Source organism: Alteromonas algae, from assembly GCF_049117195.1.
GTDB lineage: Bacteria > Pseudomonadota > Gammaproteobacteria > Enterobacterales > Alteromonadaceae > Alteromonas.
The window spans coordinates 2,515,363-2,539,725 of the sequence record NZ_CP185260.1 but is presented as its reverse complement, the minus strand read 5'-3'; the positions used below and the strand labels follow the sequence as shown (position 1 = coordinate 2,539,725).

Sequence of the window (24,363 nt, the reverse complement as noted above, 5' to 3'; positions counted from 1 at the left end):
GCATCACTTAGACTAACGTTGCAATAGGAAAGAAAAAATAACGAACCATCAATTAGTTACAAATTATGTAAAACAGTGTTGACGATATTTTACGGTTGTATGTATATGCGCCCATCATGTTAAAAATGGGCGCGTAAAAGAGGGTAAAATACACTAATCGAGCGAAACAAGAAGACGAGAGGTGCGAGGCAAATAGAAATTGTCGGTATCCAATGAAAAAGCAACCGATGTCGCTTTTCCTCGTACTTCTGAAGTAGGGATAAAGCCATAATAGCGCGAGTCAACGCTATTGTTTCTATTGTCACCCATTACCAATATGTGCTCAGAAGGTACAGTGACGGCGTCGAAATGACGAGCTGGGGTGTCTACAGGAAGCAGTTTGATGTTTCGCTCTTCACCGAGCACCCGTTCAGCGGCGATAAATTGGTTAGAATGCGCCAGTGTAGCGGTTTCACCATTGATAGTAAGCGCATTGTTGTGCAAACTCACGACATCACCCTCAATACCCACAACGCGCTTTACTAAGCGCTTGTCGGCAGCACTGCTGTTGATAATAACGATATCACCTCGTGCTATTTCTGCTGTCTTTTTTAGTTCAACATTCGTGAAGGGGACGAAGATAGAGTAGGCCGACTTATCTACCACAATGCGATCACCTATTTGAATAGTGGGCTCCATTGAGCCCGAGGGAACATGGTACCAATCCGCTACGCTACTTCGAAATGAAAAAAGTAAAACAATGAAAAGTAAAAAGGGGAGGTTGTTTTTTAGCAATGTACGAACGGAATTTTTCATGGTATCGGCCTTAATGTCACTTAGGGGTAGTGTTGTAAAATGTGCTGATTACCGTTAAGAGTCTAGCCGCCTTATGAACGTTCCAATGCAAAATGTAACATAAGATGAATAATACGAAAAAGCCCGCACTAGGCGGGCTTTTATCTACGTAAATCTTTTTTATTTGTGGCGCTCTCGCAGCACAGAGAGTGCATCGTTAAGTGACATGTCACTTGCTTGAAGCAATACGGTTAGGTGATACAACAAATCAGCCGCTTCGTTCTTAAGCTCTTCTTTGTCGTTTACGGTCGCAGCAAGTGCTGTTTCCACTCCTTCTTCACCCACTTTTTGTGCAATACGTTTAATGCCCTTATGGTAAAGGCTTGCAGTATAGCTGCTTTTGGGGTCGGCATTTTTACGACTTGCGAGTACACGTTCTAAGTCTGCAAGGAACGTAAATGACGGTGTGCTACCTTCAAACCAGCAGCTTTCAACCCCAGTGTGACACGTTGGGCCGTTCGGGTTGGCAAGCACCAACAGCGAGTCTTGATCGCAGTCACAGGCTACACTGACTAAATCGAGCGTATTACCCGATGTTTCACCCTTCGTCCAAAGGCGCTGCTTTGAACGGCTAAAAAAGGTAACGCTGCCCGTTTCTAGTGTTTTTGTTAGTGCGTCTTGGTCCATGTAACCTTGCATGAGTACCTTGCCTGACAAGGCGTCTTGCACTACTGCTGGTATCAGATTGTCCATCTTTTCCCAGGCTAACTGGGCGCTGTTCTCATTCGTAATAATCACGGTTTCACTCCTTCTGCTTGCGCCGTTAAGCCGTGACGCTTACGCATGGCCACGCCATTGCTTGTTAATTCTGCTTTAAGATCATCGATATTGATGATGCCTTTATGGAACACCGATGCTGCTAATGCACCATCAACATCCGCTTGCTGAAATACGTTGGTAAAGTGGCTAATTTCACCCGCACCGCCAGATGCAATAAGGGGCACTTCGCAAACATCACGCACCGCTTTCAGCTGTTTTACGTCATACCCTTTGCGCACACCGTCTTGGTTCATGCAATTCAGTACAATTTCACCGGCCCCACGTGACTGAACTTCTTTTATCCAATCAAGCGTTTGCCATTTACTTTTTTGCGTTCTGTTTTCATCGCCAGTGAACTTATACACTTCGTATTGATTTGTGGCGTCGTTGTAGAAACTGTCAATACCAATCACTACACACTGTTGGCCGTAAACATCGTGAAGCTGATTAATCAGGTCTGGGTTATTCAGGGCAGGGGAGTTAATCGATATTTTATCCGCGCCCATTTCCAGAATGCGCCCTGCATCTTCGATGCTTTTAATTCCGCCAGCCACGCAAAAGGGGATATCGATGACTTGAGCAATGCGACTTACCCAGCTTTTATCCACTACGCGAGCATCTGAGCTTGCGGTAATATCATAAAACACCAGTTCGTCGGCACCCGCTTTAGCGTATTGTTCAGCGAGGGGAACAATGTCACCAATAATTTCATGGTTTCTAAACTGAACGCCTTTTACTACTTTACCGTCTCGAACGTCTAAGCAAGGAATTATGCGTTTTGCCAGCATGCAATTGCCTCCTTTACTGTAAACTTACCTTCAAGCAAAGCACGACCTAAAATAACGCCACCCACATTGGTGGGTTTTAGTGCTTCAATATCTGCAATGCTACCAATGCCGCCAGAAGCTTGCCAAACGATATTGGGGAAGCGTGTTGCCATCTCTTCATATAGCTCGTTGTTTGCACCCTGAAGCGTGCCGTCGCGGCTAATGTCGGTACAAAGTACGTGTTTAGCACCAACGCTCGCAAAATCGTCTAATAAGCCTTCAAGGGCTACGCCTGAATTTTCCTGCCAACCATGCGTAGCAATAAGCTTTTCGCCACTGTCGCTAATGTTAATATCAAGCGCTAGCACAATGCGTTCTGGGCCATATTTTTCTACCCATGACTTTACTAATTCGGGTTGCTTAACCGCCAGTGAGCCAATAACTACGCGGCTAACGCCCGTTTCAATAAGCTGTGCTACTTCTTCTTCACTTCGAATACCGCCGCCTGCCTGAAACTTCATGCGCTTGGTATCGACCATTGCTTTAATCAGTTCAAGCTGACGTTTGCTGGTATCTTTTGCACCGGTAAGGTCAACAATGTGAAGCCATGTTGCACCTTGGTCAGCATAGTCGTGAACCACCTCTACGGGGTTTAGTTCGTACTGGGTTTTTTGTTCATAGTCGCCCTGATAAAGGCGCACTACGTGTCCGTCAATAAGATCAATCGCTGGAATAATCATTATAGGTTCACAAAGTTAGTCAGTAGTTGTGCTCCGGCTTCGCCAGAGCGCTCAGGGTGAAATTGCACCCCATAAAAGTTATCTTTATTAATAGCAGCAGAAAACGTATTGCCATAGGTGCAACTTGCCAGGGTATGGGCATATTCAGGTACTGCAAAGCTGTGTACAAAATAGAAGTACGTTTCTTGTGGAATACCGCTAAACAAGCTTTCGTTTTTATGGACAACCGTGTTCCAACCCATATGGGGAAGACGAACACCGTTTGCTTCCATACGTGCAACATGGCCTGGCATTAGCGATAAACATGGGATGTTATCTGTCCCTTTAAAGCCACCTTCAGCACTGGTGTCTACCATAAGCTGCATGCCTAAACATACGCCTAAAACTGGCTGTGAAAGTGACTGAAGCGTATCAACAAGCGCTTTTTGCTTAATGCTTTGCATTGCCGCTGCGGCGGTGCCTACGCCGGGTAGAAACACTTTATCTGCACTTTTTATAACACTTACATCATCAGACACATTCACTTCAACGCCTAGGCGCTCAAGCGCAAACCTGACTGATGAAATATTCGCACAGCCCGTGTTTACAATGACTATTTTTTGTCGCTGGCGAGTGTTTACCACTGACATTACAGTGCTCCTTTACTGCTTGGTAGTGCATCACCTTGACGCGTAATAGCCTGACGAAGGGCGCGGCCAAATACTTTAAACAAGCTTTCTACTTGGTGGTGGGCGTTGCCTTCGCTGGTGGAAAGGTGAAGTGATAACCCCATGCTTTGCGCCAAAGAATAGAAGAAATGCGGTACCATTTCCGTCGCCATTTCACCTACTTGGTCGCGGCTGAATTCGGCCTCGAACTTTAGGTGAGGGCGATTGGAAATATCCATTATGCATTCAGCACGACACTCGTCCATAGGAAGTGCGAAACCGAAGCGGCCAATGCCGCGCTTATCGCCTAACGCTTTTTTCAGCGCTTCACCTAGCGCAAGTGCGGTATCTTCTACACTGTGATGATCATCAATATGTAGGTCGCCATCGACCGATACGTTTAACTCGAAACCGCCGTGTGTCGCAATTTGATCAAGCATGTGGTCAAAAAAGCCAAGACCAGTATGGATCGCAGATTTTGCTTGAGAGTCTAAGTCTACACGAACCTTTATATCGGTTTCAGAGGTAGTACGAACGACCTCAGCAATACGCGAAGACGCCAGCAATGCCTTTTGAATATCATCCCAGTTCAGGCTTTCACGATTGTATTGGAAGCTACGAATGCCCATGTTTTCAGCAAGCTGAACATCAGTAATTCGATCGCCAATAACAAACGAACGCGTGAAGTCGACTTTGCCTTGTTGAAGATAATTTTTTACCAAGCCTAATTTCGGTTTACGGCATGTGCAGTCATCTTCATCGAAGTGCGGACAAATAAGCACATCATCAAACGTAACACCTTGGCTTTCGAAAATGGCCATCATGGCGTTATGTGGTTTATCGAAGTCTTCCTGAGGGAAGCTATCGGTGCCTAGTCCGTCCTGATTGGTGACCATAACAAACTTATAACCGGCCGCTTTTAACTTCAGCAGAACGGGGATAACGTTAGGTTCAAAAACTAGTTTTTCTAAGCGGTCTAATTGCTTATCAACCGGTGGCTCTTCTACCAGTGTTCCGTCGCGGTCTATAAATAAAATGGCTTGCTGACTCATGCCGCGTCCTCATTATTTTTAAATTCGTTAATTAACTGCATTAAGCGCTGATTCTGCGCTTCTGTACCAATGCTTACCCGTAAACAGTTTTGTAAATTCAGTTGCTTTGATTGGTCTCGGATCAGCATGCCTTGGCTTACTAAAAACTGCATCAATGCAGACGCTTTTTCATAGCGAAATAAAATAAAGTTCGCCTTTCTGTCACCGACTAACTCAATACCTTCAATACCCTGAAGGGCCTCTGCCAACGTGTCTTTTTCCCTGTTAATCGTAGCTACTTGAAGTTCAAGTAGCGTGAGCGCTTCTGGAGAGAGCGCTTTTGCGGCTATCTGGGCCACAGGCTCTGGAATAGGGTATGGTGCAATCACTTTAAGCAGCGCTTGAATTACAGGCGCCTGAGCAAGGGTAAAGCCACAACGAAGGCCTGCCAATGCAAACGCCTTAGATAGTGTGCGAAGCACGACTAAATTCGGGTAATGGCTTATTTCGTTTGCCCAAGTACTGTCGGCATCGAACTCGATGTAGGCTTCATCCACTACCACGAGGGCGTTGTCAGCAAAGTGCGTTAACACGGTCTTGATATCCTCACGGGCTACCGCTGTACCGGTTGGGTTATTTGGCGCACAAATGAAGATAATATTTACGTCGTCTTCGGCGCATACCGCATTAACGTTTAGGCTAAAATCTGCATTTAGCGGCACTTTTTTAATGCCCACATCGCAAGTCTCTGCGCTGATTGCATACATGCCGTAAGTCGGTGGGCAGATAAGAATGTTGTCTTTGCCAGGCGTACAAAACGTACGAATGAGCAGTTCAATACCTTCATCTGCGCCGCGCGTGACGATAAGTTCAGACGCGTCACAACCTGCATAATCAGCGTAACCCTGCACCACACCGCTAGGCTGGCATGATGGGTAACGGTTAAAATTGCTGCTATCTACGTTGTATTCGTTTGCGTATGGTGACTCGTTAGCGTTAAGCCAGTCTTGGCCACCAGAAAACAAGCGTCGAGCTGACTCATAAGGCTTTAAAGGCACTAAATTAGCATTTAGTAAGCTATCAATTAGCGACGACATTATGCATCTCCTTGAGAAAGCTTATTCATTCGAAGTGCTACAGCTTGTTCGTGCGCATCTAGTCCTTCGGCGCTAGCTAATGCCATAATCGCAGGGCCTAAATTACGCATACCATCGGCAGATAACTCTTGAATGGTGTAGCGACGCATAAAGTCTAACAAGCCTAAGCTAGAATAATTTTTTGCGTATCCGTAAGTAGGCAATACGTGGTTAGTCCCCGACGCATAGTCGCCTGCCGATTCCGGAGACCAAGGCCCTAAGAAAATAGAACCCGCATGTTTAATTTTTGGTAAGTAACTGCGCGCGTCTTCGATTTGTACTATCAAGTGTTCGGCAGCGTAAGCATTGCTTGCTTCAATGGCTTGTTCAATTGAATCAGCCAAAATGTAGCGTGCATTTTCCATCGCAGGGCGTGCGATGTCAGCGCGCGACAACGATGCCAATTGGCGCTCAACCGCCGCTTTCGCTTCATCAATTAAGCGTTCGCTGTTGCTAACTAAAATAGCTTGTGAGTCAGGACCATGTTCAGCTTGTGATAGTAAGTCAGCGGCAACGAACTCGGGGTCTGCATACTCATCGGCCAATACCAGTACTTCTGATGGACCTGCTGGCATATCGATTGCCGCACCATCAGCACGTTGACTTACCTGCTGCTTAGCTTCTGTAACGAAACTATTGCCGGGGCCAAATATCTTATCAACGCGAGGAATGCTTTCAGTGCCAAGCGCCATTGCTGCAATAGCTTGTGCGCCGCCACAAAGATAAATGGCATCAATACCACACTTTCGCGCGGCATAGGCGATTTCTGGTGCTATCAATTTCTCTTTGTTGGGCGGAGTGCAAAGAAGTTTGTTCTCGCAACCTGCAACAAGTGCTGGCACGCCAAGCATCAATACCGTAGAGGGCAAAGGCGCACTGCCGCCAGGAATATACAAACCCACGGCATCAAGCGCTGTAAAACGTAATTCGCAGTTAACCCCTGGCGTTGTTGTTAAGGCAATGTCGCTAGGGGTTTGTGCATCGTGAAACGTTTTAATGTTGTCAAAAGCAATGTCTATGGCGCTGGCGACAGTAGGGGAAACCTTTGCCGCTAATGCGTCAATACTATCTTGCGACAAAACGAGCGACTGCAAGTCGGGGCAGTCAAATTGGCGCGTATAGTTTAACACGGCGGCATCGCCACCTGCCTCTACACCAGCAATAATATCGCCCACGATTTGCTTCAACTGCTTGCTATTGGCCATAGCGGGGCGTGCTAGCGCCTGTTTTTTCTCATCACTAGAAAGAGACGACCAAGTAATCATAATAGTGTGCCTTTAGCCCATCATTTTTTCGATTGGCATTACAAGAATAGAAGTACAACCAAGCGCTTTAAGCTTTTCCATGGTTTCCCAGAATAACGTTTCTGTCGATACCACATGCATGGCAACTAACTCATCATTTCCGGCAAGAGGCAGTACGGTTGGAATTTCTGCGCCAGGAAGTAAACTTTTCACCTGTTCAAGGTATGCTTTTGGTGCGTGAAGCATGATGTACTTGCTTTCTTTCGCCAACAATACCCCATCTACTCGCGGCATTAAGCGGTTTATAAGCGCTTGCTTGTCGTCGCTCATGGTGCCATTTGCACGCTGTATTAGCACGGCCTTTGAGCGGAATATTTCGTCTTTTTCTACTAAGCCATTCGCTTCTAGCGTAGCGCCAGTAGACACCAAATCGCAGATAGCGTCGGCAACGCCCGCACGAGGTGCTACTTCAACCGAGCCTGTAAGCATTACTGCTTTTGCATTAACGCCATTTTCATTGAAATAGCGCTCAAGTAAGTAGGGGTAAGTCGTTGCTACTTCTTTACCATTTAGCGACTGAATACCGTCATACGCCATTTCATTTGGAACTGCAATTGAAAGGCGGCAACCACCGTAGTCTAAACGGCGAAGTGTTTTATACTCGAACGGTTTGCCGGCGGCTTTTCGTTCTAGTGACTTTTCTTCTAATTCATTTTCACCGATGAAGCCAAGGTCAACAACGCCGTCCATTACAAGGCCTGGAATATCATCGTCACGCACGCGCAGTAAGTCGATAGGTTCGTTGGTTGAATGCGCAATCAGTAGTCGATCACGAATGTTCAACTTAATGCCAATCGCCTTTAAAAGGGCGATGCTATCATCGCTCAAACGGCCTGATTTCTGTATGGCAATTCGAAGTCTTTTACTGTTACTCATTGAAACGTTCCTTACTCATTGTGTTTAGCTTTTGAATGCGCTAAAACGAAAAACCCCCGGAAGTTTCCTTCCGAGGGTCGAGAATTTTTCTATCTGCGCCACTGGAAGGAATCATAGACCTTCCAGCACCAAACCTGAAAGGTTATGCTTTGTGGTGATGGTGATGTTTTGCCGCGCAGTTTTTCATTTTACTCTAAATAGTCTTATTTTCGAACGAGCGAAACATTAGCGTTTTGCCTGTAAATTTGCAAGGTAAAAGTGAACTCTTTTTCTACTTTACGTCTAAATTATTATATATATGGTAAAACTTTTTGATATGACGCAATTCTGATCTTTTTTATGTCGTTACACTGCATCAGCATGTGTTAAACCGGAGCAAACACAACAATGAGCAATGACTTAATCTTTCCTATATTGCCACGCAACACAAAGGTGCCCGTGGTTGAAGAGGGAAACGTAAAAAAGGTGGCCAGAACGAAAAAGACGGAGAGCCTCAACCAGGACGAAAAAGAACAGCACGAGAATATTCGTCAAATAGACATTGTTGAACAACTGTCAAAACATCACCAAGAGAAGCAGAGTAAAGACAATGACGATCAGGACGAGGACGGGCTAAAGCATATTGATATAGATGTGTGAATGATTGGTTGTTTTCTCTTTACCCAGCAAAAGCACAAGAACCTTCAGACTTTCAATACGCGTTGAACGTCTGAAGGTAACTACCTTACTACGGGGCAACGTATCAATTAAGGTGCTTATCCACCCAGAATTTTGTACCTTTTACCGTTGCTTGCAGTGCTAGGCCGCTCTCTGTCATTGTGTAAACCGTAACATTACCTAGATAGCCTTCGCCTTCGGCTGAGGCGCCTTTGTTTCCGGCCTTTGCAGCCGCATCGGCGTTACCACCTACGGTCCAGCCGTTTTCGATGAAATAGTTCATCGAATCGGTCGAATGAAACACCATTACGATACGGTAGTCTTTTGCGCCAAGCCCTAGTCCAACGCCACCTTCTGCCATATTCATGTAGGTTTTGGCGCCCGTAATATTGTTATTTACTACGCCGTAGCCCGTTCCTGCTGCGAAAAATATGACGTTAATATTAGCGTTAGTGAATACCGCATATCCCGCAGCATCATTAATCTGAGCGCGTGTATCCGGCTTTTCTGTGTACAGCCGCGCTAATGCGTCTTGTTGCATATCAACAATAGCCTGTCGCTTTTCGGTAACGGTTCCACTGCCCATTGAGGCACACCCAACGATAGATATTGCCGTCACTAAGAGGATTAGGCTTTTGCTTAACATTTTGAAATGCATAGAGTTCTCCATAAGGTTATGCATTAGCTATTATTGTTTCTGTAGGGTCACTCTTTTGAATAATAGTTAATACTTGGTAATGCATTACGTGTAATGCAAGATTTAATACAAGCATTTGCAAGTATCGTGCGCATCACGCAAAGGCATTGTTAACGTTAGTATTGCTTACGTTCGCTTTTATTCGCGTATAACTAGTTTATCGACGACAAACCCTTCTTTTTCAAGTAATGAAAGCAGCCCATCTTTGCCTGCAAGATGTAAAGTCCCTACCAATACAAATTCTACATCAGGTGTATCCATGTATTCGCTCAGCGCTGGAAGCCAGTTTTGATTGCGCGCGGCCAGTACCGACTCGTATATCTGTGGGTAGTCGTTTTTAAATGCCGCTATGGTGTCACGGCGCATTGCCTCAAGGTCGCCCGCTCGCCACTGCGACTTTAACGCCTGTAACACTGTTGGCAAACTCCCTATTTCATCAAGGCTGTAATTAATAAATTCGTCCTCGTTGCTTCCCCCCATTTGAGCAAGAGCATCAAGTTGCTCATCGGGCGTTTCAAGCCACGAAATTATTTTTTTATCGCGCGTCGCCTTGGTAAAAAAGTGTGCATCAACGCCTTCGCTGGTAAGGCCAAGTGCACGCAACTCAAGCATGCTTAAGGTAATACTCATAAGGGCAGGCTTAAAATGTTCTATATCCTGAATGTTCATGTTTCTGGATACTAAATGCTTGGTTAGGCGTGAAAATGTAGCGGGAGATACCCTTTGCCTCAACGACGCACCATCCCGATAGGACATCTGTGACACCATCTTTTGAGCAAAGTGGGGGGAGTTTATGGCTAACATGTCGGTTTCAAATGTAACTATGTCAGACAGGGCATAAGCCGTTTGATATGCCACAGGTAGCGGATAGTCGTTGGCACTTAACAAGTGAAGCGTACCGCCCAAATACAGCGTATTCCCGTTACCAGATACTTTATAGACAGAAGCCGCATGAGCAAAGGGAACCGAAGTTGCCGACGCAACAATAAACAGGATGGTAAAAACAATGATTCGAGGTAAAGTGGCAGCGTTATGAAGCATGCTTTATCCGTGTAGGAAAAGCCGATACTTTACGGGCGTTGATTATGGTTTACAACAGCAAACGCAATGATTTTTGTAATTCCAATCGCCCCTAAAACACGCGTTATTTACGATGCTGCTATCGTGATGAAAACGGAGGGTAAGCGCTATTTACAGCGAAGCGCTTCATTTAATGCCAATCTATTTCCATCTCAAGTGCGTCCGGTGCGTCATGCTGACCAACCATCTCTTCATACGGCGTACTTTGACGAAGCCAAACATGCTCGAACGACGACGCACTAAAATGCGCTTTAATTTCATTGAGGCAATGAAACGTTTTGGGCTGTGACTGTGAATCTCGAACGAGTGTACGCGAAGCACCTATGCCTGTTGACGCTAGGTAGCTACCGCCCTCAATTGATTCGATATATAAGTTCATTGTATCGCTCCTGTGGTTTCTCTATTTATAGTCGTCACACCACACTTCGATCATTAATTGTTTGTTAATGTTTCCCTTTCGCTCACGACTTCCACCATTGTCTCTGACAAACTATTAACCCTGCGTTGGTAAGCGTTTGTTTTAATAAGTCTCTATCGCTCTCGTTAAGAAAGTGACCTACTTCAACCGTGTACTCATCGTCATAAAGTATTGTTTTAGGAAGCAACCAACTGTCGGGGTCATTAGTATAATCTACGTAAGTGGTCTCTCTGCGCAGCGTTCGTGTACTGCGGGTTGATGACGTAATGATGACCGACGTCGTATTTATCTCAACGGTTTCCCATTGATAGGTCAGTGACGATACGTAATGCATCAAAAGCGCTAATAGCAGGACTTCAACCCCAGCAAAGGGTAAAATAACCCAGGCACCTACCACAGCCCAAGCGATAGCGATTATGCTTATAAATACGGCGAATACCGCAATAAGCCATTTTGTTTCGTACCACGACGCAGAACGGTTAGGCATTAATTTTATCATCGCGGTAGTATTATCTTGTGTGACTTCCAGCATAGTTGCGCGAAATGTTAAATAGTAATTAAGTGTACGTGTAGATGGCGCATATTGGGTTAATTTTTATTCAGCTATCGTAGTAGTCATCAGTGCATTCATCATTGCACGCAAGAGGGAATCAGTTTGTCGTCGTTTTTTTCTTTATTAAAACAATCACCCGTGTTGGTGTCACTCGCCGCGCTTTGGGGTATTACGGTGTTGTTACAAAGCGACAGCGTTTCTCTCATTACGCAGTTTGGCGGTTTCATCATAGTGGGCGTAGTGGGCGCTATTTTCGCTAACGCAACGGGGGCCGGTGGAGGTGTTATTTTTGTTCCCTTTTTTAACTATCTCGGTTTTGCACCTGAAAACATTGTGGCAACCAGTTTTGCCATTCAATGCTGTGGTATGACAGCTGGCGCATTAACCTGGTGGCGCTATAAAAAAACACAGGTTACCAATCAAAAGCAGTGGAAGCCATTACCTACAGGGCTATTGCTGTGCATTCCTTCCTCATTGGTGGGTATAGGCCTCGCGCAGTATGGGCCAAGCTACTTTGAAACGCTCTCATCGTTAAAATCTGGGCTGCCGGCATTGCATTTCGGTTTTGGCGTGTTTTCAGTGTTTCTCGCCATAGCGATATTTGCGTCTATCGCGCTTTTAAAGCGTACCGCTTTTAATGAAGGTTTCATTCAGGTAGATATGATTATGCTGCCGTTTATCTCATTTGTGGGTGGCTTTATTACTGCGTTTTTATCGGTGGGGGTGGGTGAATTGGTTGCCGTTTACCTCATTATGAGAGGGTTTAATGTGACCATGGCCATTTCACTTGCAGTAATACTGTCGGCAGTGTCTGTATGGGGCGCGGTCATTTATCATGTCACTGTCAGCCAAGCTATTGTGTGGGCTATCGTGTTGTTTGCGGGTGCGGGAGCAGTCGTGGGTGGTATCATTGCTAAGCGCGTTGTGTTGGCGTTTTCTGTACAATCGTTAAAGCTGTTTTTCGGAGTATGGGTGCTAGTATTAGGGGTGTCAGGTTTACCTTTATTCTAACGAGTACCCAAACAACAACGGATGAAAAGTATGGCATGTGATGTAACTCCCACAAACCATTTCAAGGTAGTACAGCCAACCTGGTCTAGCCATGCGGTTATTTATCAGGTCAATACGCGACAATTCTCTTTGGCGGGCACGTTTGAGGGCGTGAGGGAAAAGTTACACCATATCGTAGACCTTGGTGCAGATATACTATGGTTAATGCCCATTCACCCTATTGGGGTAAAAAACAGGAAAGGGCGGCTCGGAAGCCCCTATGCTGTGAAGGATTACTTGGGCATAAACCCTGAGTTTGGCGACGAGAACGATTTCAAAAAACTGATCGATGATGCCCACGCATTAGGGTTGAAAGTCATTATCGATTGGGTGCCTAACCACAGTGCATGGGACAATGCGCTCACGGTAGAACATCCGCAGTGGTATGCCAAAGACCACAACGGACATTTCCGCCCGTCGCCTTGGTGGGATTGGAGCGATATTATCGAATTCGACTATTCCCAACCAGATTTGCGTCGCTACATGATTGAGGCGTTGCAATACTGGGTGAAAACCTTTGATATTGATGGCTTTCGGTGTGACGTGGCAGGGTATGTGCCCAATGATTTTTGGGAGCAGGCTCGGGAGGCTCTCGACAGTATTAAGCCGGTATTTATGTTGGCAGAGTGGGAAGCGCGAGACCTGCATCAAAAAGCATTTAACATGACCTATGCGTGGAGCTGGAATGAAACCATGCATGCCCTTGCACACGGCAAGTGTTCGCTAGATCGTCTCAGAAAATACTATTCATGGAACGAAAGGGCGTGGCCGCAAAACGCGTATCGAATGACGTTTGTGAGTAATCACGACAAAAATGCGTGGGATGGCACACAGCATGAGCAGTTTGGTCTTGCACTCGAGTCAGCCATTGTGTTATCGGTGTTAGGCGAGGGGGTGCCGCTTATTCATAACGGCCAAGAAGCGGGAGAGAATAAGCGCTTGGCGTTTTTCGACCGTGATCCTATCGAATGGAAGCCGCATCCTATTGGTACACTTTATAAAGCGCTCATCGCGCTGAAAAAAAGCCATGCAGCCCTTGGGAATGGGGATTTTGGCGCGCGTATGCTGCAAGTGCCCAATAGCCATATGCAACAGGTTTTTAGTTTTGTACGCCAAAACAATAACACAACAATTTTTATCGCGATTAATTTTTCTGATGAGCTTCAGGCTGTCACTTTCCTCGACCCTATCATTAAGGGGTCGTACCTTGAGTGGACGGTAGATGGGTACAAAACGGTGGCACAACCGTTATCGCAAAACACGACGATTACCTTGCCTGCATGGGGATATAAGGTTTACGTTAGTGCGCAATAAGGCGTGAAATCCTGTACCATTGTCGTGAAATTTTTGGTTTAGTGCCCATTTCCCAATAAATTTGGCATAATGCCGCCCCTAACGATTCCCGTATTTTCAGTAACTAAAGTAATTATGCCTACCATCAAAGACGTATTTTCCTCTACAGGGCTATTAGCCGATGCGATAAAAGGCTTTGTGCCCCGAGAAGCACAAACTGACATGGCCAAAGCGGTAAAAGAAGCGATTGATGGCACCAGCAGTTTAGTGGTTGAGGCTGGCACGGGGACCGGAAAAACCTTCGCTTATTTGGCGCCAGTGTTAATGAGTAAAGGCAAAGCGATTGTCTCTACGGGTACCAAGAACCTGCAAGAGCAGTTATTTCACCGCGACTTACCGTTGGTTAAGAAAGCCTTGAAAAGTGCACGTAAAACCGCACTGCTGAAGGGGCGTGCTAACTACCTCTGTATTCATCGGCTTTCTCAGCACGGCGGCAATTCTACGCTGGTGGAAAAAGAAGTGTTGGGTCAACTGTCAGAAGTGAAGCGATGGTCAACGTCTACAAAAACAGGCGACATGGGAGAGTTAAAAACACTTCCTGAAGATGCCAAGGTGCTACCGCTAGTAACCTCGACAGTGGATAACTGCCTAGGGCGAGATTGCCTTGACTATGAAGACTGCTACTTGGTTAAGGCGCGACGTAAAGCGCTTGATGCCGACATTATCGTGGTTAACCATCATTTATTCTTTGCCGATATGGCGCTCAAAGACACGGGGTTTGGCGAGCTAATTCCGGAAGCCGACGCGATTATTTTCGATGAAGCACATCAAATTCCTGATATCGCCAGCGATTATTTTGGTGAGTCGCTGTCAACGCGGCAAATTCATGATTTGGCAAAAGACATTACGTTGCTATTTAGAACCGTGCTTAAAGATGCGGCGCAACTTGATAAAGCCGCCGACAAATGCCGAATGATAGCATCTGACTTACGGTTGTTGTTTCCAGACACGCCACAGCGAGGAAATTGGGCAGAGGCGTTAACGCGTGATGACGTGCGCTTACAAGTAGGGAAGTTGGCTGAATCGCTCGGCGTGCTGCACGAAGTGTGTAAATTGCATATTGGCCGAGACAAAGACCTTGATAACCTTTACGAGCGGGTGGTTGCGTGCAGAGAGCAATTAGATGCACTTAGCGACGAAAAACAAGAGAACGTAAGTTTGTGGTATGAAACCACCAATCGGCACCTTATTATGCATTTAACGCCGCTTTCTATTGCGGCAAAGTTTAGACGATTCGTCGAGTCCGTTCCTCGTGGTTGGGTATTTACGTCGGCTACGCTGATGGTGAATGGCGGATTTGAGCACTTTCAACGAAGAATGGGGCTAGAAGATGCTCGTACACTGGGCCTCGACAGCCCGTTTAACTACCCCGAACAAGCGATGCTGTGTGTGCCTCGATACTTGCCAGAGCCAAACAGTTTTGAAATGCGTGAAACGTTACTGCAAACCGCAAAGCGACTAATTGTCGCCAGCCGAGGCCGGTGCTTCTTGTTGTTTACCAGTCACGCCATGTTGCGCGAGATTGCTAAAAAGCTAGAAGATGAGGTAGATAATCCGTTATTAGTGCAGGGCACCACAACGAAACAAGCCTTATTAGATGCCTATCTTGCCGATGAAAAAGCGGTGCTGTTAGGTACCGGTGCGTTTTGGGAAGGCGTGGATGTACGCGGCAGTGATTTGGTCTGCGTGATGATTGATAAGCTACCGTTTGCATCGCCCGATGACCCGCTGTTGCAAGCGCGTATGGAAGATGTAAAAAAGCGCGGCGCTAATCCATTTGGTATTATTCAAATACCTCAAGCCGTTATCACCTTAAAGCAGGGGGCGGGCAGGCTTATTCGCGATCCTAAAGATAAAGGCGTGTTGGTGATCTGCGATAACCGCTTGGTGACCAAACCGTATGCAAAAACGTTTGTAGGCAGCTTGCCGAATATGCGCAGAACGCGCAGCTTAGACGAAGTTGAGCGCTTTCTTGCGCGAGTGGATGATGAGTAGAATATGAAATTATTAGTCTTAGATACCGCAACCGAAGCGTGCTCGGTTGCACTTGAAAACGATGGTGCGATAACGGCTCGCTTCGAAATTTGTCCGCAGCAACATAGCCAACGACTGTTGCCAATGGTTGATGAAGTGCTTAAAGACGCTGGCATTACGCTTAAAGAACTTGATGCGTTAGCGTTTGGTCGCGGCCCAGGTAGTTTTACCGGGGTAAGAATAGCGACGGGCATGATACAAGGGCTCGCGCTAGGCACTGGCTTGCGTGTTGCTGGTATTAGTACGCTGCACGCTATGGCGCAACAAGCCTTCGCAGAAACCGATAAAAACGTGTTTGCATGTGCGCTCGATGCGCGTATGGGCGAAGTGTATTTTGCGGTCTATACGCGTGCCGAGCAAGGGGTTACGTTGTTGGTTGAAGAACAGGTTTGTCCGCCAGAACATGCTGTAGAACTACTCGCCGCGATAAGTGAACCCTATGCAGCGCTTGGCACTGGTTGGGAAGCTTATGAAGTGTTAAATGCGTTAAAAGGCCAAGACGTAGAGGTTACGATAACGCTACCTGCCGCTGAATTTATGGTACCGGTTGCTATCGATGACGTACAAAAGGGCGCAGTAAGTGATGCTGCTACAGTAAAACCAGTATATTTGCGCGATAAAGTAACGTGGAAAAAGCTACCAGGCAGGGAATAAAGCACTAAAAGGTAGTCTTGAGAAAGCGAAACGCATGTTATGGCATACCTTAACATGCTTGTCAGGTATGGAAATTGCTTTCTGTACGCGGGGCTGCCAAAGGTAACCACGGGTTACTTTCGCAGAGGCAACGTAGCAATACATTAGTAATTACCTGCTTTTTAATCGATGAATATAAATACAAGTTTTACGCTTCCTCAATCAGACAATGCGCAGCCGCGTAGTCGAGTTAATAGCGTTGATAAAGATGCGCCGGACAGTGGCAAAAATAATGCGCAAGCGTTGCAGCGTGCGGTTGTTGTTGCACCTGATGAGGTTGGTTCTGACAACGCGCAGGCGTATCAACAGTTTGTACGCGAAGACAGCAAGCTCTCCTCGCAAAACGCCATTGCGTCTTATCTCAGCTTTGAAAAACAAGAAAAGCGTGAGTCGGTACAGGCGATGTTTGGTGTTGACGTCTACGCCTAGCGCATTGCGGTATACAGCACATTCCCTCGTGCTCGCGATAAATATCAACGCCGTGAAACTTTCAAACGTTTAAACCATCAAACCATTAAGTTTGTATAAAGGTTTGTTTACGGCGCTGGCGCGCGGCCCCTAATCCTGATAATTTTACAAGACACTCGGCGCGTTATCTTATTACCGATAGATGTTCAAGGAGATGGTATGTTCGCACGATTATTATTTACAGTAGGCGTTGTGGTTATGTCTGGTTGCGCGATTGTGCCCGATAGCATCGACGTGCCAGACAACACAGCGCTTGTTTCCTATACCAAGGCAGTAACGGCATCAAGCCAAACCATTGGCCAAAAAGCACGTTGGGGCGGCATCGTGGTCGGGGTCGAAAATAAGCCCAATGAAACCTTTATCGAAATGGTACATTTCCCACTTAACCATTACGGTAAGCCCAGAAGAAACGATGAAACGGTAGGGCGGTTTAAGGTGAAAATTGAAGGGTTTGTCGATCCTATTGCATTTGAAGAAGGTCGCAGTGCGACATTCCTTGGGGTGTTAACATCGCCAACCTCTGGCATGGTAGGGGAACAGCCCTACATCTATCCCACCATTATCGCAGAGGATTACCATATGTGGCGAGAGCAAACCACATACGACGTGAATCCGTTTTTCTTTAACTACCACACGGGGTGGTACTCTCCGTACTTTTTCTCAAACCCACGTTTCGGGCTTTACCATCCGTATGTTGGCTTCGGTAACCCGTTCTTTGGGCCGTTTGGCGGACGATTTCGCGTAACCCAATACGGTGACAGGCCGGTGAAGGTCGATATTAGAAACCGGTCTTCTTCAAAGGCGAGACCTGCAAAGCCTCAAAGCCTTGAAAAAATGAATGGCCTTAAACAAAAATAACAAACGAACGTTAAGAAAAAGCGGCAATAACATGCCGCTTTTTTGTGCGCATGAGGCAGATTGTGATTGTCTTGCGGTCATGGTTTGCCGCAGTGCAGCGTGGTGAAAGGAAGAGTAAAGAATGCATGACATCGAGTTTACGTTAGGTAATCAACGCATTGCCGCATTAGACAACCAAGGAAGCGGGCCAGTAGTTTTGGGCCTTCATGGCTTTTTAGATAACGCAGAAAGCTTACGTGTGCTCGCCCCCTATTTATCCCACTATCGTTTTATCGCACTAGACCTTGCAGGGCATGGTTACTCGTCTCATCGCCCAGAAGGTGCGCACTATAATCAAGCCGACTATCTTCAAGATATCCATGCGCTGATTACGTCGCAGCAATGGGAGAAGGTTATTCTTATTGGTCATTCGATGGGCGGTATACTCGCTAGCCTGTATGCAGGTTTATTTCCAGACCAGGTTGCGGGGGTTGTTAGTATTGATGCATGCGGGCCGCTTACTATGGACGAAGATACCGCACAAACACAGATGCGAGAGGCAATCCTCAGTCGTTCAAAAAAGCGCTCCACTACGTTAATGCCGGTTGATTTAGACAAAGCCGTGAAGGCAAGGTGCAACATATCCGATATCCCTGCAGCATCGGCGCGGCAAATTTTACAACGAAATATTACGCAAGATGATAATGGCACTGACGTGTGGGGAAGTGATCCTTCACTACGAACGAAGTCTGTATTGAGGCTAACCGAATCTCAGGCAAAAAATATCATGGAATCAGTTTTGTGCCCTATACTTTTCATTGCAGCGTCGAACAGTTTTAAGAAAGTCGATGACGTTTTCGCTGCGCGCCATGGGTGGTTTAAAAATGCACGTGTTGAGCGTTTTGTAGGCGGGCATCACATTCATATGGAAAATAGTGATGATGTAGGGGCTAAAATTACGCAGTTTGTTGAGCAAATGTAAATTGCGCCGTTTATTTTTATTTACACTTCCTATACTATTCGCAAGTTATCAGACCAGTTGCACAGGTGCGGCGTTTTTCGCACGTTGCTAGCACTACAATAATAAAGTGAAGGAGGTTTTGGTGGAAAAAACCTGGCTTAAGTATTACGACCCTCGAGTGTCCGCTGAAATTGATGCTGATCGCTACGCGTCAGTTGTCGATATTTTCGAACAATCAGTAAAAAAATATAAGGATAAGGTTGCTTTCATTAACATGGGGCAATCGATGACATTTGAGGAGTTGGATGCCCTCTCTGCACAATTCGCAGCTTACCTTCAGTCTAGCGGACTGAAAAAAGGCGATGCAGTGGCCATAATGATGCCTAACCTTTTACAATACCCAGTGGCAATGTTTGGTATTTTGCGAGCGGGTATGGTGGTGGTAAATGTAAACCCACTGTACACTGCACGAGAGCTTAAACATCAGTTAAACGACGCGAATGCAAAAGCGATTGTTATTGTAGAAAACTTTGCATGTACGCTTGAAGAAGTCATTGCTGACACTAACCTGAAAGACGTTTATTTAACGGCCCTTGGCGATATGCTACCTGCGCCTAAGCGTTGGGTAGTGAACGCCATGGTTAAGTACGTTAAGAAAATGGTGCCGTCGTTTAACCTGTCAGATACAACCTCGTTTATGTCTGCAGTGCGAAAAGGCCAGTCACTTACTTATACTCGCCCTGATATTGACCACGGCGACTTAGCATTTCTTCAATATACCGGCGGTACGACAGGTGTCTCTAAAGGCGCCATGCTTACGCACCGCAATATGGTAGCTAACCTTGAGCAGGTTTCAGGGATCTTAGAAACCGTTATCGAAGAGGGCGAAGACTTTGTAGTAACGGCGTTACCGCTTTATCACATCTTCGCATTGCTTGCTAACTGCTTGATGTTTGTAAAATATGGGTGCAAAAACCTACTGATCACCAACCCACGCGATATGCCGGGGTTTGTGAATGAGTTAAGTAAGTATCCATTCACTATTCTGCCAGGTGTTAACACACTGTTTAACGGCTTGTTAAACACGCCAGGGTTTAGTGAATTAGACTTCAGTAACTTCAAATTTGGTTTAGGTGGTGGGATGGCGGTTCAGCGTCCTGTTGCTGAAAAGTGGGAAAAAGTTACCGGAACGGTGCTGCTAGAAGGCTATGGCCTTACTGAGTGCTCACCTGTTGTAGCGGTAAATCCACCACAAATTGAGGCATACAAAGGCGCCATCGGCATGCCAGTACCATCAACCGACATAAAGCTGTTGGACGATGATGGCAATGAAGTTGAAAAAGGTGAACCTGGTGAGTTGTGGGTAAAAGGCCCGCAAGTGATGAAGGGCTACTTAAACCGCCCAGAAGCAACAGAAGATATCCTTAAAGATGGCTGGTTAGCTACTGGCGACATCGCAACGGTAGATGATGAAGGTTATTTCTATATTGTTGACCGTAAAAAGGATATGATCTTAGTCTCTGGCTTCAATGTTTTTCCAAACGAAATTGAAGAAGTTGCTGCGATGCATGATAACATCGTAGAAGCCGCTGCAGTGGGCGTGCCTCATGAAGCAAGTGGTGAGGTAGTGAAGTTGTTTGTAGTACGCAACGATGAGTCGCTTACTGCTGAACAAGTTATCAAACACTGTCGTGAGCATTTAACGGGGTACAAAGTGCCTAAGCAGGTTGTATTTAAAGACGACCTTCCAAAAACCAATGTAGGTAAAATTCTACGTCGGGAGTTACGCGACTAACTTCGCCCAGCGCAAGTTTTTGTTTAGTAAAGCCGGCGTATGCCGGCTTTTTTATGACTATGCAATATCAATTAATAACAACGCACCAACAACTCGAACAGGTGTGTAACCTTGCTCAACAGCAAGACGCTATCGCACTCGATACTGAGTTCGTAAGAACACGCACCCTAACGCCTCATCTTGGTCTTATCCAGCTTTATGATGGCCAACAACTTGTTCTGATTGATCCTATCGCCATTGACGATATGTCGCCTTTTATTGCGCTTATGGAAAACGAGGCCGTGGTGAAAGTATTGCATTCGTGCTCAGAGGATTTAGAAACCTTTTTGAGTGCTTACAATACGCTGCCCTCACCAATTTTCGATACCCAATTTGCTGCTAGCATTTTAGGCATGGGAGCATCGTTAGGCTACGCGAAACTGGTTGAAACCATTTGCGACGTTACGTTGGATAAGGGCGAGTCGAGAACAGATTGGATTGCACGTCCGTTAAGAGAGTCTCAGCTGCAATATGCTGCAAACGACGTACTGTTTCTTTTGCCCTGCTATCGCGTATTAGTCGAAAAAATTGTCCAAGCAGACAAACTCGACTGGGTTTACCAAGAAATGACGTTGTTAGGTGATAAAAAGCGCGCACAGATACCAGAAGATTTTGCTTATCTTTTTATCAAGAACAACTGGCGCCTAAATTCAGAACAATTGGTTGTGTTACAAGCCATAGCGGCTTGGCGGCTATCCGTTGCACGAAAAAAAGACATTGCGTTAAACTTTGTATTTAAAGAGCAGCATGTGTATGAAGCCGCGCAGTACATGCCTGCGAGCAAGACAGCATTAGCTAAAATTGAGGGAATTAGCCCTCACACGCTGCGTCGCTATGGGGAAACCGTGCTCACGCTTATTGCAGACGCCAGAGCAAAATATGCCTCAACACCTCCTAAATTGCTGTTACCACGAGTAAAGCGGTTAATGGACTTTGCCGAATACAAAAAGACGTTGGCTGCTCTTAAAGCCATTAGCGATACTATTGCTAATGAGCAAGGCGTGCCTCCTGAAGTGATTTCATCAAAAAAACAGCTTAACCAACTGCTGAAATGGGTTTGGTTCGAAGTGGATGAGACCCGTGTACAGCAGCTCACGCCTGAAGTACTCAGCGGGTGGCGTGCCCCCTTGTTTGAGTCGCGCGTAGAAGCGCTACTTGGCCCAATTCCAACTGCTTAATAGAAGAGCGTTAATTATGTTATGTGCAGTCTATAAGACGCAAAAAAAAGTGGGTGCGTATTTGTATGTACTCAAAAAAGATGATTTTAGCGACGTGCCTGAAGCGTTGATGTCGCAATTTGTACGGCCTGAGCTTGTTACCATTCTCGCATTAGACAAGCGTGAGAAGTTGGGTGTGGATAAAGCAAAATTGGTAGAAGCCCTGAAAGAGCAGGGGTTTTATTTACAGATGCCGCCGAAAGAAGAAGACTTGCTTGCCAAACATCGTGTTGCGCTTGGTCTTAATGCAACACCGGATAAAAAGTTTTAACTATGCGTGTTATCAGTTTATTTTTACTGTTGGTTTTCAGTACAGCATCGGCATGTAGTGAACAAGAAACAAAAGCGTTTGAAGACTACGTAGACACGTTAAAAAGTGACGCACAATCAAAAGGGTTTAGCGCTGACTTTTTAGAGGACGTATTCGATGACATTACGTTTCGACCGTCGGTGGTAAAGTCAGATAAAAACCAACCAGAAAAGAAAATAACATTAGATGACTATTTGTCTACGCGCGTGCCCGACTGGAAGGTCGAACAGGCGGTAACTCATTTAAATGAGCATAAGACACTTCTTACTGAAATAGGGCAAAAATACGGTGTTCAGCCACGTTTCATTGTTGCTTTGTGGGGCAATGAGTCAAATTTTGGTCGCATTCAAGGTTCTCACAGCGTGTTGTCTGCGTTAGCGTCTTTAGCGTTCGAGGGACGACGAGAAGCCCTTTTCAAAAAGAACTTTTTTGCAGCACTTACGATTTTACGTGAAGGCCATACTACCGTTGATAAGTTAAAAGGCTCGTGGGCTGGCGCAATGGGGCAAAGCCAGTTTATGCCAGTGTCCTTTCTTAACTATGCGGTTGATTACGACGGTGATGGCAAGAAAGATATTTGGAATAATCCGGCCGATGTGTTTGCGTCTATTGCTAATTATTTGTCTTCTGAAGGCTGGGATGAGAACGGGACATGGGGGCGACAAGTGTTACTCACATCACCTATTACCGAGTACGGGCTAGCCAAGAAAGCCTATAAACCCCTTTCATATTGGCATGATAACGGCGTAACACGCTACAACGGGGCGCCGCTGCCCAACGCGAACATTTCGGCTTCATTGATAATGCCTGACGGCGAAAAAGGGCGTATTTACCTCGTCTATAATAATTTTCATACCCTGATGAAATGGAATCGCTCGCAATATTTTGGCGTGTCTGTGGGTTATTTGTCAGAAAGAATTAAACGAGGTTACTAGTGATGTATCAGCATAAAGATGTGCAAGGCGAACCTATTTCATTGCCAATAGGAAAGGTGGTGTGTATCGGTCGTAATTATCTTGACCATATTGATGAAATGAAATCGGAAGTGCCAGCAGAGCCATTATTGTTTATGAAGCCAAAGGCGGCGCTATGTCACCTTAATGAGCCGTTGTGTATTCCTACAGATAAAGGCGAGTGTCATAACGAGCTTGAAATAGCCATATTACTGAACAAACCATTGGTAAATGCCGATATTAATAGTGTTAACGATGCCATATGGGGTGTAGGTTTAGCGCTAGATTTAACGCTACGAGACGTACAGGCGAGTTTAAAAGCGAAAGGGCAGCCATGGGAACGTGCTAAAGCGTTTGATTTCAGCTGCCCCGTATCTGGTTTTATTCCGTTGCCACGCGTTACTCAACTGCAAGACCTTCATTTTTCATTGCACATTAACGATGAGGTGAGACAGCAAGGCAACACCAGTATGATGTTGCACAGCATCGCCGCGCTCATTGCTCACATGTCTACGGTATTTAGTTTAGAGGCCGGTGATATTATCTTAACCGGGACACCAAAAGGGGTAGGGCCATTGTTGCCGTCAGACCGTCTTACCGTATCGCTTCATGATCACTTTGACATAACCACGAAGGTGGCTGAATAATGAGCCAACCATTTTGGGAAACAAAATCACTAGAAGAGATGTCGCAGCAAGAGTGGGAATCACTGTGCGATGGGTGTGCGAAATGTTGCCTACATAAATTTATTGATGATGATGCAACGCAGGCCGAAGGGCCGACTGATTACATTAATGACAATGAGCAAATTCATTACACCAATATTGTATGTTCACTGCTGAATACTAAAAAGTGTGAATGCACGCAATATGAAAAGCGTACGCAGCTTGTACCAAGCTGCGTAAAGCTAACAAAAGCAAACCTTAAAGACATATTCTTTATGCCGCCAAGTTGTGCATACCGGCGCTTACACGAGGGCAGAGGTCTTGCGTCGTGGCACCCATTACTGAATAAAGGTAAAAAGCACGTAATGCACCAAAAGAACATGAGCGTGCGAAACAAAACCGTTTTTGAAACCGATGTTGATATGGAGTATTTCGAGGACTATATCGCGCGTTGGCCGCTTGATGATATTGATTAATGCGCGTGTGCGC

General features: G+C 45.9%; 27 protein-coding genes and 1 other annotated feature. Of the genes, 14 read left to right on the top strand and 13 right to left on the bottom strand.

Annotated features, from left to right (window positions below):
* Nucleotides 1–153 precede the first annotated feature (153 nt).
* The 9 genes from lepB to hisG all read right to left on the bottom strand — a co-directional run bounded on the left by lepB (nt 154) and on the right by hisG (nt 8,094).
* Nucleotides 154–795 carry a signal peptidase I gene (lepB, locus tag ACOJRU_RS11420; protein ID WP_421131874.1) on the bottom strand — a complete coding sequence of 214 codons (642 nt, stop codon included), beginning with the start codon at nt 793–795 and terminating at the stop codon, nt 154–156.
* Nucleotides 796–954: 159 nt separating this feature from the next.
* Nucleotides 955–1,572: a bifunctional phosphoribosyl-AMP cyclohydrolase/phosphoribosyl-ATP diphosphatase HisIE gene (gene hisIE, locus ACOJRU_RS11415; RefSeq protein WP_421131873.1), complete on the bottom strand. Its 618-nt coding sequence runs from the start codon at nt 1,570–1,572 to the stop codon at nt 955–957.
* Complete coding sequence (hisF, locus tag ACOJRU_RS11410) at nt 1,569–2,381, bottom strand: imidazole glycerol phosphate synthase subunit HisF (protein WP_421131872.1); 813 nt, start codon at nt 2,379–2,381, stop codon at nt 1,569–1,571. The genes hisIE and hisF overlap by 4 nt, the downstream gene beginning before the upstream one ends.
* Complete coding sequence (gene hisA / locus ACOJRU_RS11405) at nt 2,363–3,100, bottom strand: 1-(5-phosphoribosyl)-5-[(5-phosphoribosylamino)methylideneamino]imidazole-4-carboxamide isomerase (RefSeq protein WP_421131871.1); 738 nt, start codon at nt 3,098–3,100, stop codon at nt 2,363–2,365. The genes hisF and hisA overlap by 19 nt, the downstream gene beginning before the upstream one ends.
* Nucleotides 3,100–3,729 (bottom strand): imidazole glycerol phosphate synthase subunit HisH, encoded by a 630-nt coding sequence (hisH, locus tag ACOJRU_RS11400; RefSeq protein ID WP_421131870.1) that lies wholly within the window; start codon nt 3,727–3,729, stop codon nt 3,100–3,102. The genes hisA and hisH overlap by 1 nt, the downstream gene beginning before the upstream one ends.
* Complete coding sequence (gene hisB, locus ACOJRU_RS11395) at nt 3,729–4,799, bottom strand: bifunctional histidinol-phosphatase/imidazoleglycerol-phosphate dehydratase HisB (RefSeq protein ID WP_421131869.1); 1,071 nt, start codon at nt 4,797–4,799, stop codon at nt 3,729–3,731. Before hisB ends, hisH begins: the two co-directional genes overlap by 1 nt.
* Nucleotides 4,796–5,875: a histidinol-phosphate transaminase gene (gene hisC, locus ACOJRU_RS11390; RefSeq protein ID WP_421131868.1), complete on the bottom strand. Its 1,080-nt coding sequence runs from the start codon at nt 5,873–5,875 to the stop codon at nt 4,796–4,798. The genes hisB and hisC overlap by 4 nt, the downstream gene beginning before the upstream one ends.
* A complete protein-coding gene (gene hisD, locus ACOJRU_RS11385; RefSeq protein WP_421131867.1) occupies nt 5,875–7,179 on the bottom strand; it encodes a histidinol dehydrogenase in 1,305 nt (434 codons plus the stop codon). Before hisD ends, hisC begins: the two co-directional genes overlap by 1 nt.
* A gap of 12 nt (nt 7,180–7,191) precedes the next feature.
* The gene (gene hisG / locus ACOJRU_RS11380) at nt 7,192–8,094 is read right to left on the bottom strand and encodes an ATP phosphoribosyltransferase (protein ID WP_421131866.1); all 903 of its coding nucleotides are present in this window, start codon (nt 8,092–8,094) and stop codon (nt 7,192–7,194) included.
* A gap of 48 nt (nt 8,095–8,142) precedes the next feature.
* Nucleotides 8,143–8,261, bottom strand: a sequence feature (His leader region).
* 220 nt (nt 8,262–8,481) lie between these two features.
* Between hisG and ACOJRU_RS11375 the strand changes: the two genes are divergently transcribed.
* Nucleotides 8,482–8,733 carry a hypothetical protein gene (locus ACOJRU_RS11375; RefSeq protein WP_421131865.1) on the top strand — a complete coding sequence of 84 codons (252 nt, stop codon included), beginning with the start codon at nt 8,482–8,484 and terminating at the stop codon, nt 8,731–8,733.
* A gap of 103 nt (nt 8,734–8,836) precedes the next feature.
* On the opposite strand, the gene ACOJRU_RS11370 is transcribed toward ACOJRU_RS11375, so the two are convergent.
* From ACOJRU_RS11370 to ACOJRU_RS11355, 4 genes are all read right to left on the bottom strand, one after another.
* The gene (locus tag ACOJRU_RS11370; protein WP_421131864.1) at nt 8,837–9,409 is read right to left on the bottom strand and encodes a YSC84-related protein; all 573 of its coding nucleotides are present in this window, start codon (nt 9,407–9,409) and stop codon (nt 8,837–8,839) included.
* Nucleotides 9,410–9,586: 177 nt separating this feature from the next.
* A complete protein-coding gene (locus ACOJRU_RS11365; protein WP_421131863.1) occupies nt 9,587–10,489 on the bottom strand; it encodes a TraB/GumN family protein in 903 nt (300 codons plus the stop codon).
* Between the two features lie 169 nt (nt 10,490–10,658).
* Nucleotides 10,659–10,907: a DUF6482 family protein gene (locus ACOJRU_RS11360; RefSeq protein ID WP_421131862.1), complete on the bottom strand. Its 249-nt coding sequence runs from the start codon at nt 10,905–10,907 to the stop codon at nt 10,659–10,661.
* An 82-nt stretch (nt 10,908–10,989) separates the two neighbouring features.
* Nucleotides 10,990–11,478 (bottom strand): DUF2244 domain-containing protein, encoded by a 489-nt coding sequence (locus ACOJRU_RS11355; protein WP_421131861.1) that lies wholly within the window; start codon nt 11,476–11,478, stop codon nt 10,990–10,992.
* 123 nt (nt 11,479–11,601) lie between these two features.
* Between ACOJRU_RS11355 and ACOJRU_RS11350 the strand changes: the two genes are divergently transcribed.
* From ACOJRU_RS11350 to ACOJRU_RS11290, 13 genes are all read left to right on the top strand, one after another.
* On the top strand, nt 11,602–12,510 hold the full coding sequence (locus ACOJRU_RS11350; protein WP_421131860.1) for a sulfite exporter TauE/SafE family protein: 909 nt from the start codon (nt 11,602–11,604) through the stop codon (nt 12,508–12,510).
* A 30-nt stretch (nt 12,511–12,540) separates the two neighbouring features.
* Nucleotides 12,541–13,863 carry an alpha-amylase family glycosyl hydrolase gene (locus ACOJRU_RS11345; RefSeq protein WP_421131859.1) on the top strand — a complete coding sequence of 441 codons (1,323 nt, stop codon included), beginning with the start codon at nt 12,541–12,543 and terminating at the stop codon, nt 13,861–13,863.
* A 114-nt stretch (nt 13,864–13,977) separates the two neighbouring features.
* The gene (locus ACOJRU_RS11340; RefSeq protein WP_421131858.1) at nt 13,978–15,897 is read left to right on the top strand and encodes an ATP-dependent DNA helicase; all 1,920 of its coding nucleotides are present in this window, start codon (nt 13,978–13,980) and stop codon (nt 15,895–15,897) included.
* A 3-nt stretch (nt 15,898–15,900) separates the two neighbouring features.
* Nucleotides 15,901–16,590, top strand: a complete 690-nt coding sequence (tsaB, locus tag ACOJRU_RS11335; protein WP_421131857.1) for a tRNA (adenosine(37)-N6)-threonylcarbamoyltransferase complex dimerization subunit type 1 TsaB — start codon at nt 15,901–15,903, stop codon at nt 16,588–16,590.
* Nucleotides 16,591–16,758: 168 nt separating this feature from the next.
* Entirely contained in the window at nt 16,759–17,058 is a 300-nt protein-coding gene (locus tag ACOJRU_RS11330) for a hypothetical protein (protein ID WP_421131856.1), read from the top strand.
* A gap of 198 nt (nt 17,059–17,256) precedes the next feature.
* Complete coding sequence (locus ACOJRU_RS11325; protein ID WP_421131855.1) at nt 17,257–17,955, top strand: Slp family lipoprotein; 699 nt, start codon at nt 17,257–17,259, stop codon at nt 17,953–17,955.
* Nucleotides 17,956–18,076: 121 nt separating this feature from the next.
* Nucleotides 18,077–18,916: an alpha/beta fold hydrolase gene (locus tag ACOJRU_RS11320; RefSeq protein ID WP_421131854.1), complete on the top strand. Its 840-nt coding sequence runs from the start codon at nt 18,077–18,079 to the stop codon at nt 18,914–18,916.
* A gap of 121 nt (nt 18,917–19,037) precedes the next feature.
* Nucleotides 19,038–20,690, top strand: coding sequence for a long-chain-fatty-acid--CoA ligase FadD (gene fadD / locus ACOJRU_RS11315; RefSeq protein WP_421131853.1), 1,653 nt, complete (start codon nt 19,038–19,040; stop codon nt 20,688–20,690).
* A 53-nt stretch (nt 20,691–20,743) separates the two neighbouring features.
* Complete coding sequence (gene rnd / locus ACOJRU_RS11310; RefSeq protein ID WP_421131852.1) at nt 20,744–21,907, top strand: ribonuclease D; 1,164 nt, start codon at nt 20,744–20,746, stop codon at nt 21,905–21,907.
* A gap of 16 nt (nt 21,908–21,923) precedes the next feature.
* Nucleotides 21,924–22,217, top strand: a complete 294-nt coding sequence (locus tag ACOJRU_RS11305) for a YcgL domain-containing protein (protein WP_421131851.1) — start codon at nt 21,924–21,926, stop codon at nt 22,215–22,217.
* Between the two features lie 2 nt (nt 22,218–22,219).
* Entirely contained in the window at nt 22,220–23,191 is a 972-nt protein-coding gene (locus ACOJRU_RS11300; protein ID WP_421131850.1) for a lytic murein transglycosylase, read from the top strand.
* A gap of 2 nt (nt 23,192–23,193) precedes the next feature.
* Nucleotides 23,194–23,856 (top strand): fumarylacetoacetate hydrolase family protein, encoded by a 663-nt coding sequence (locus tag ACOJRU_RS11295; RefSeq protein WP_421131849.1) that lies wholly within the window; start codon nt 23,194–23,196, stop codon nt 23,854–23,856.
* The gene (locus ACOJRU_RS11290; RefSeq protein WP_421131848.1) at nt 23,856–24,350 is read left to right on the top strand and encodes a YcgN family cysteine cluster protein; all 495 of its coding nucleotides are present in this window, start codon (nt 23,856–23,858) and stop codon (nt 24,348–24,350) included. The genes ACOJRU_RS11295 and ACOJRU_RS11290 overlap by 1 nt, the downstream gene beginning before the upstream one ends.
* The last annotated feature ends 13 nt before the right edge of the window (nt 24,351–24,363 follow it).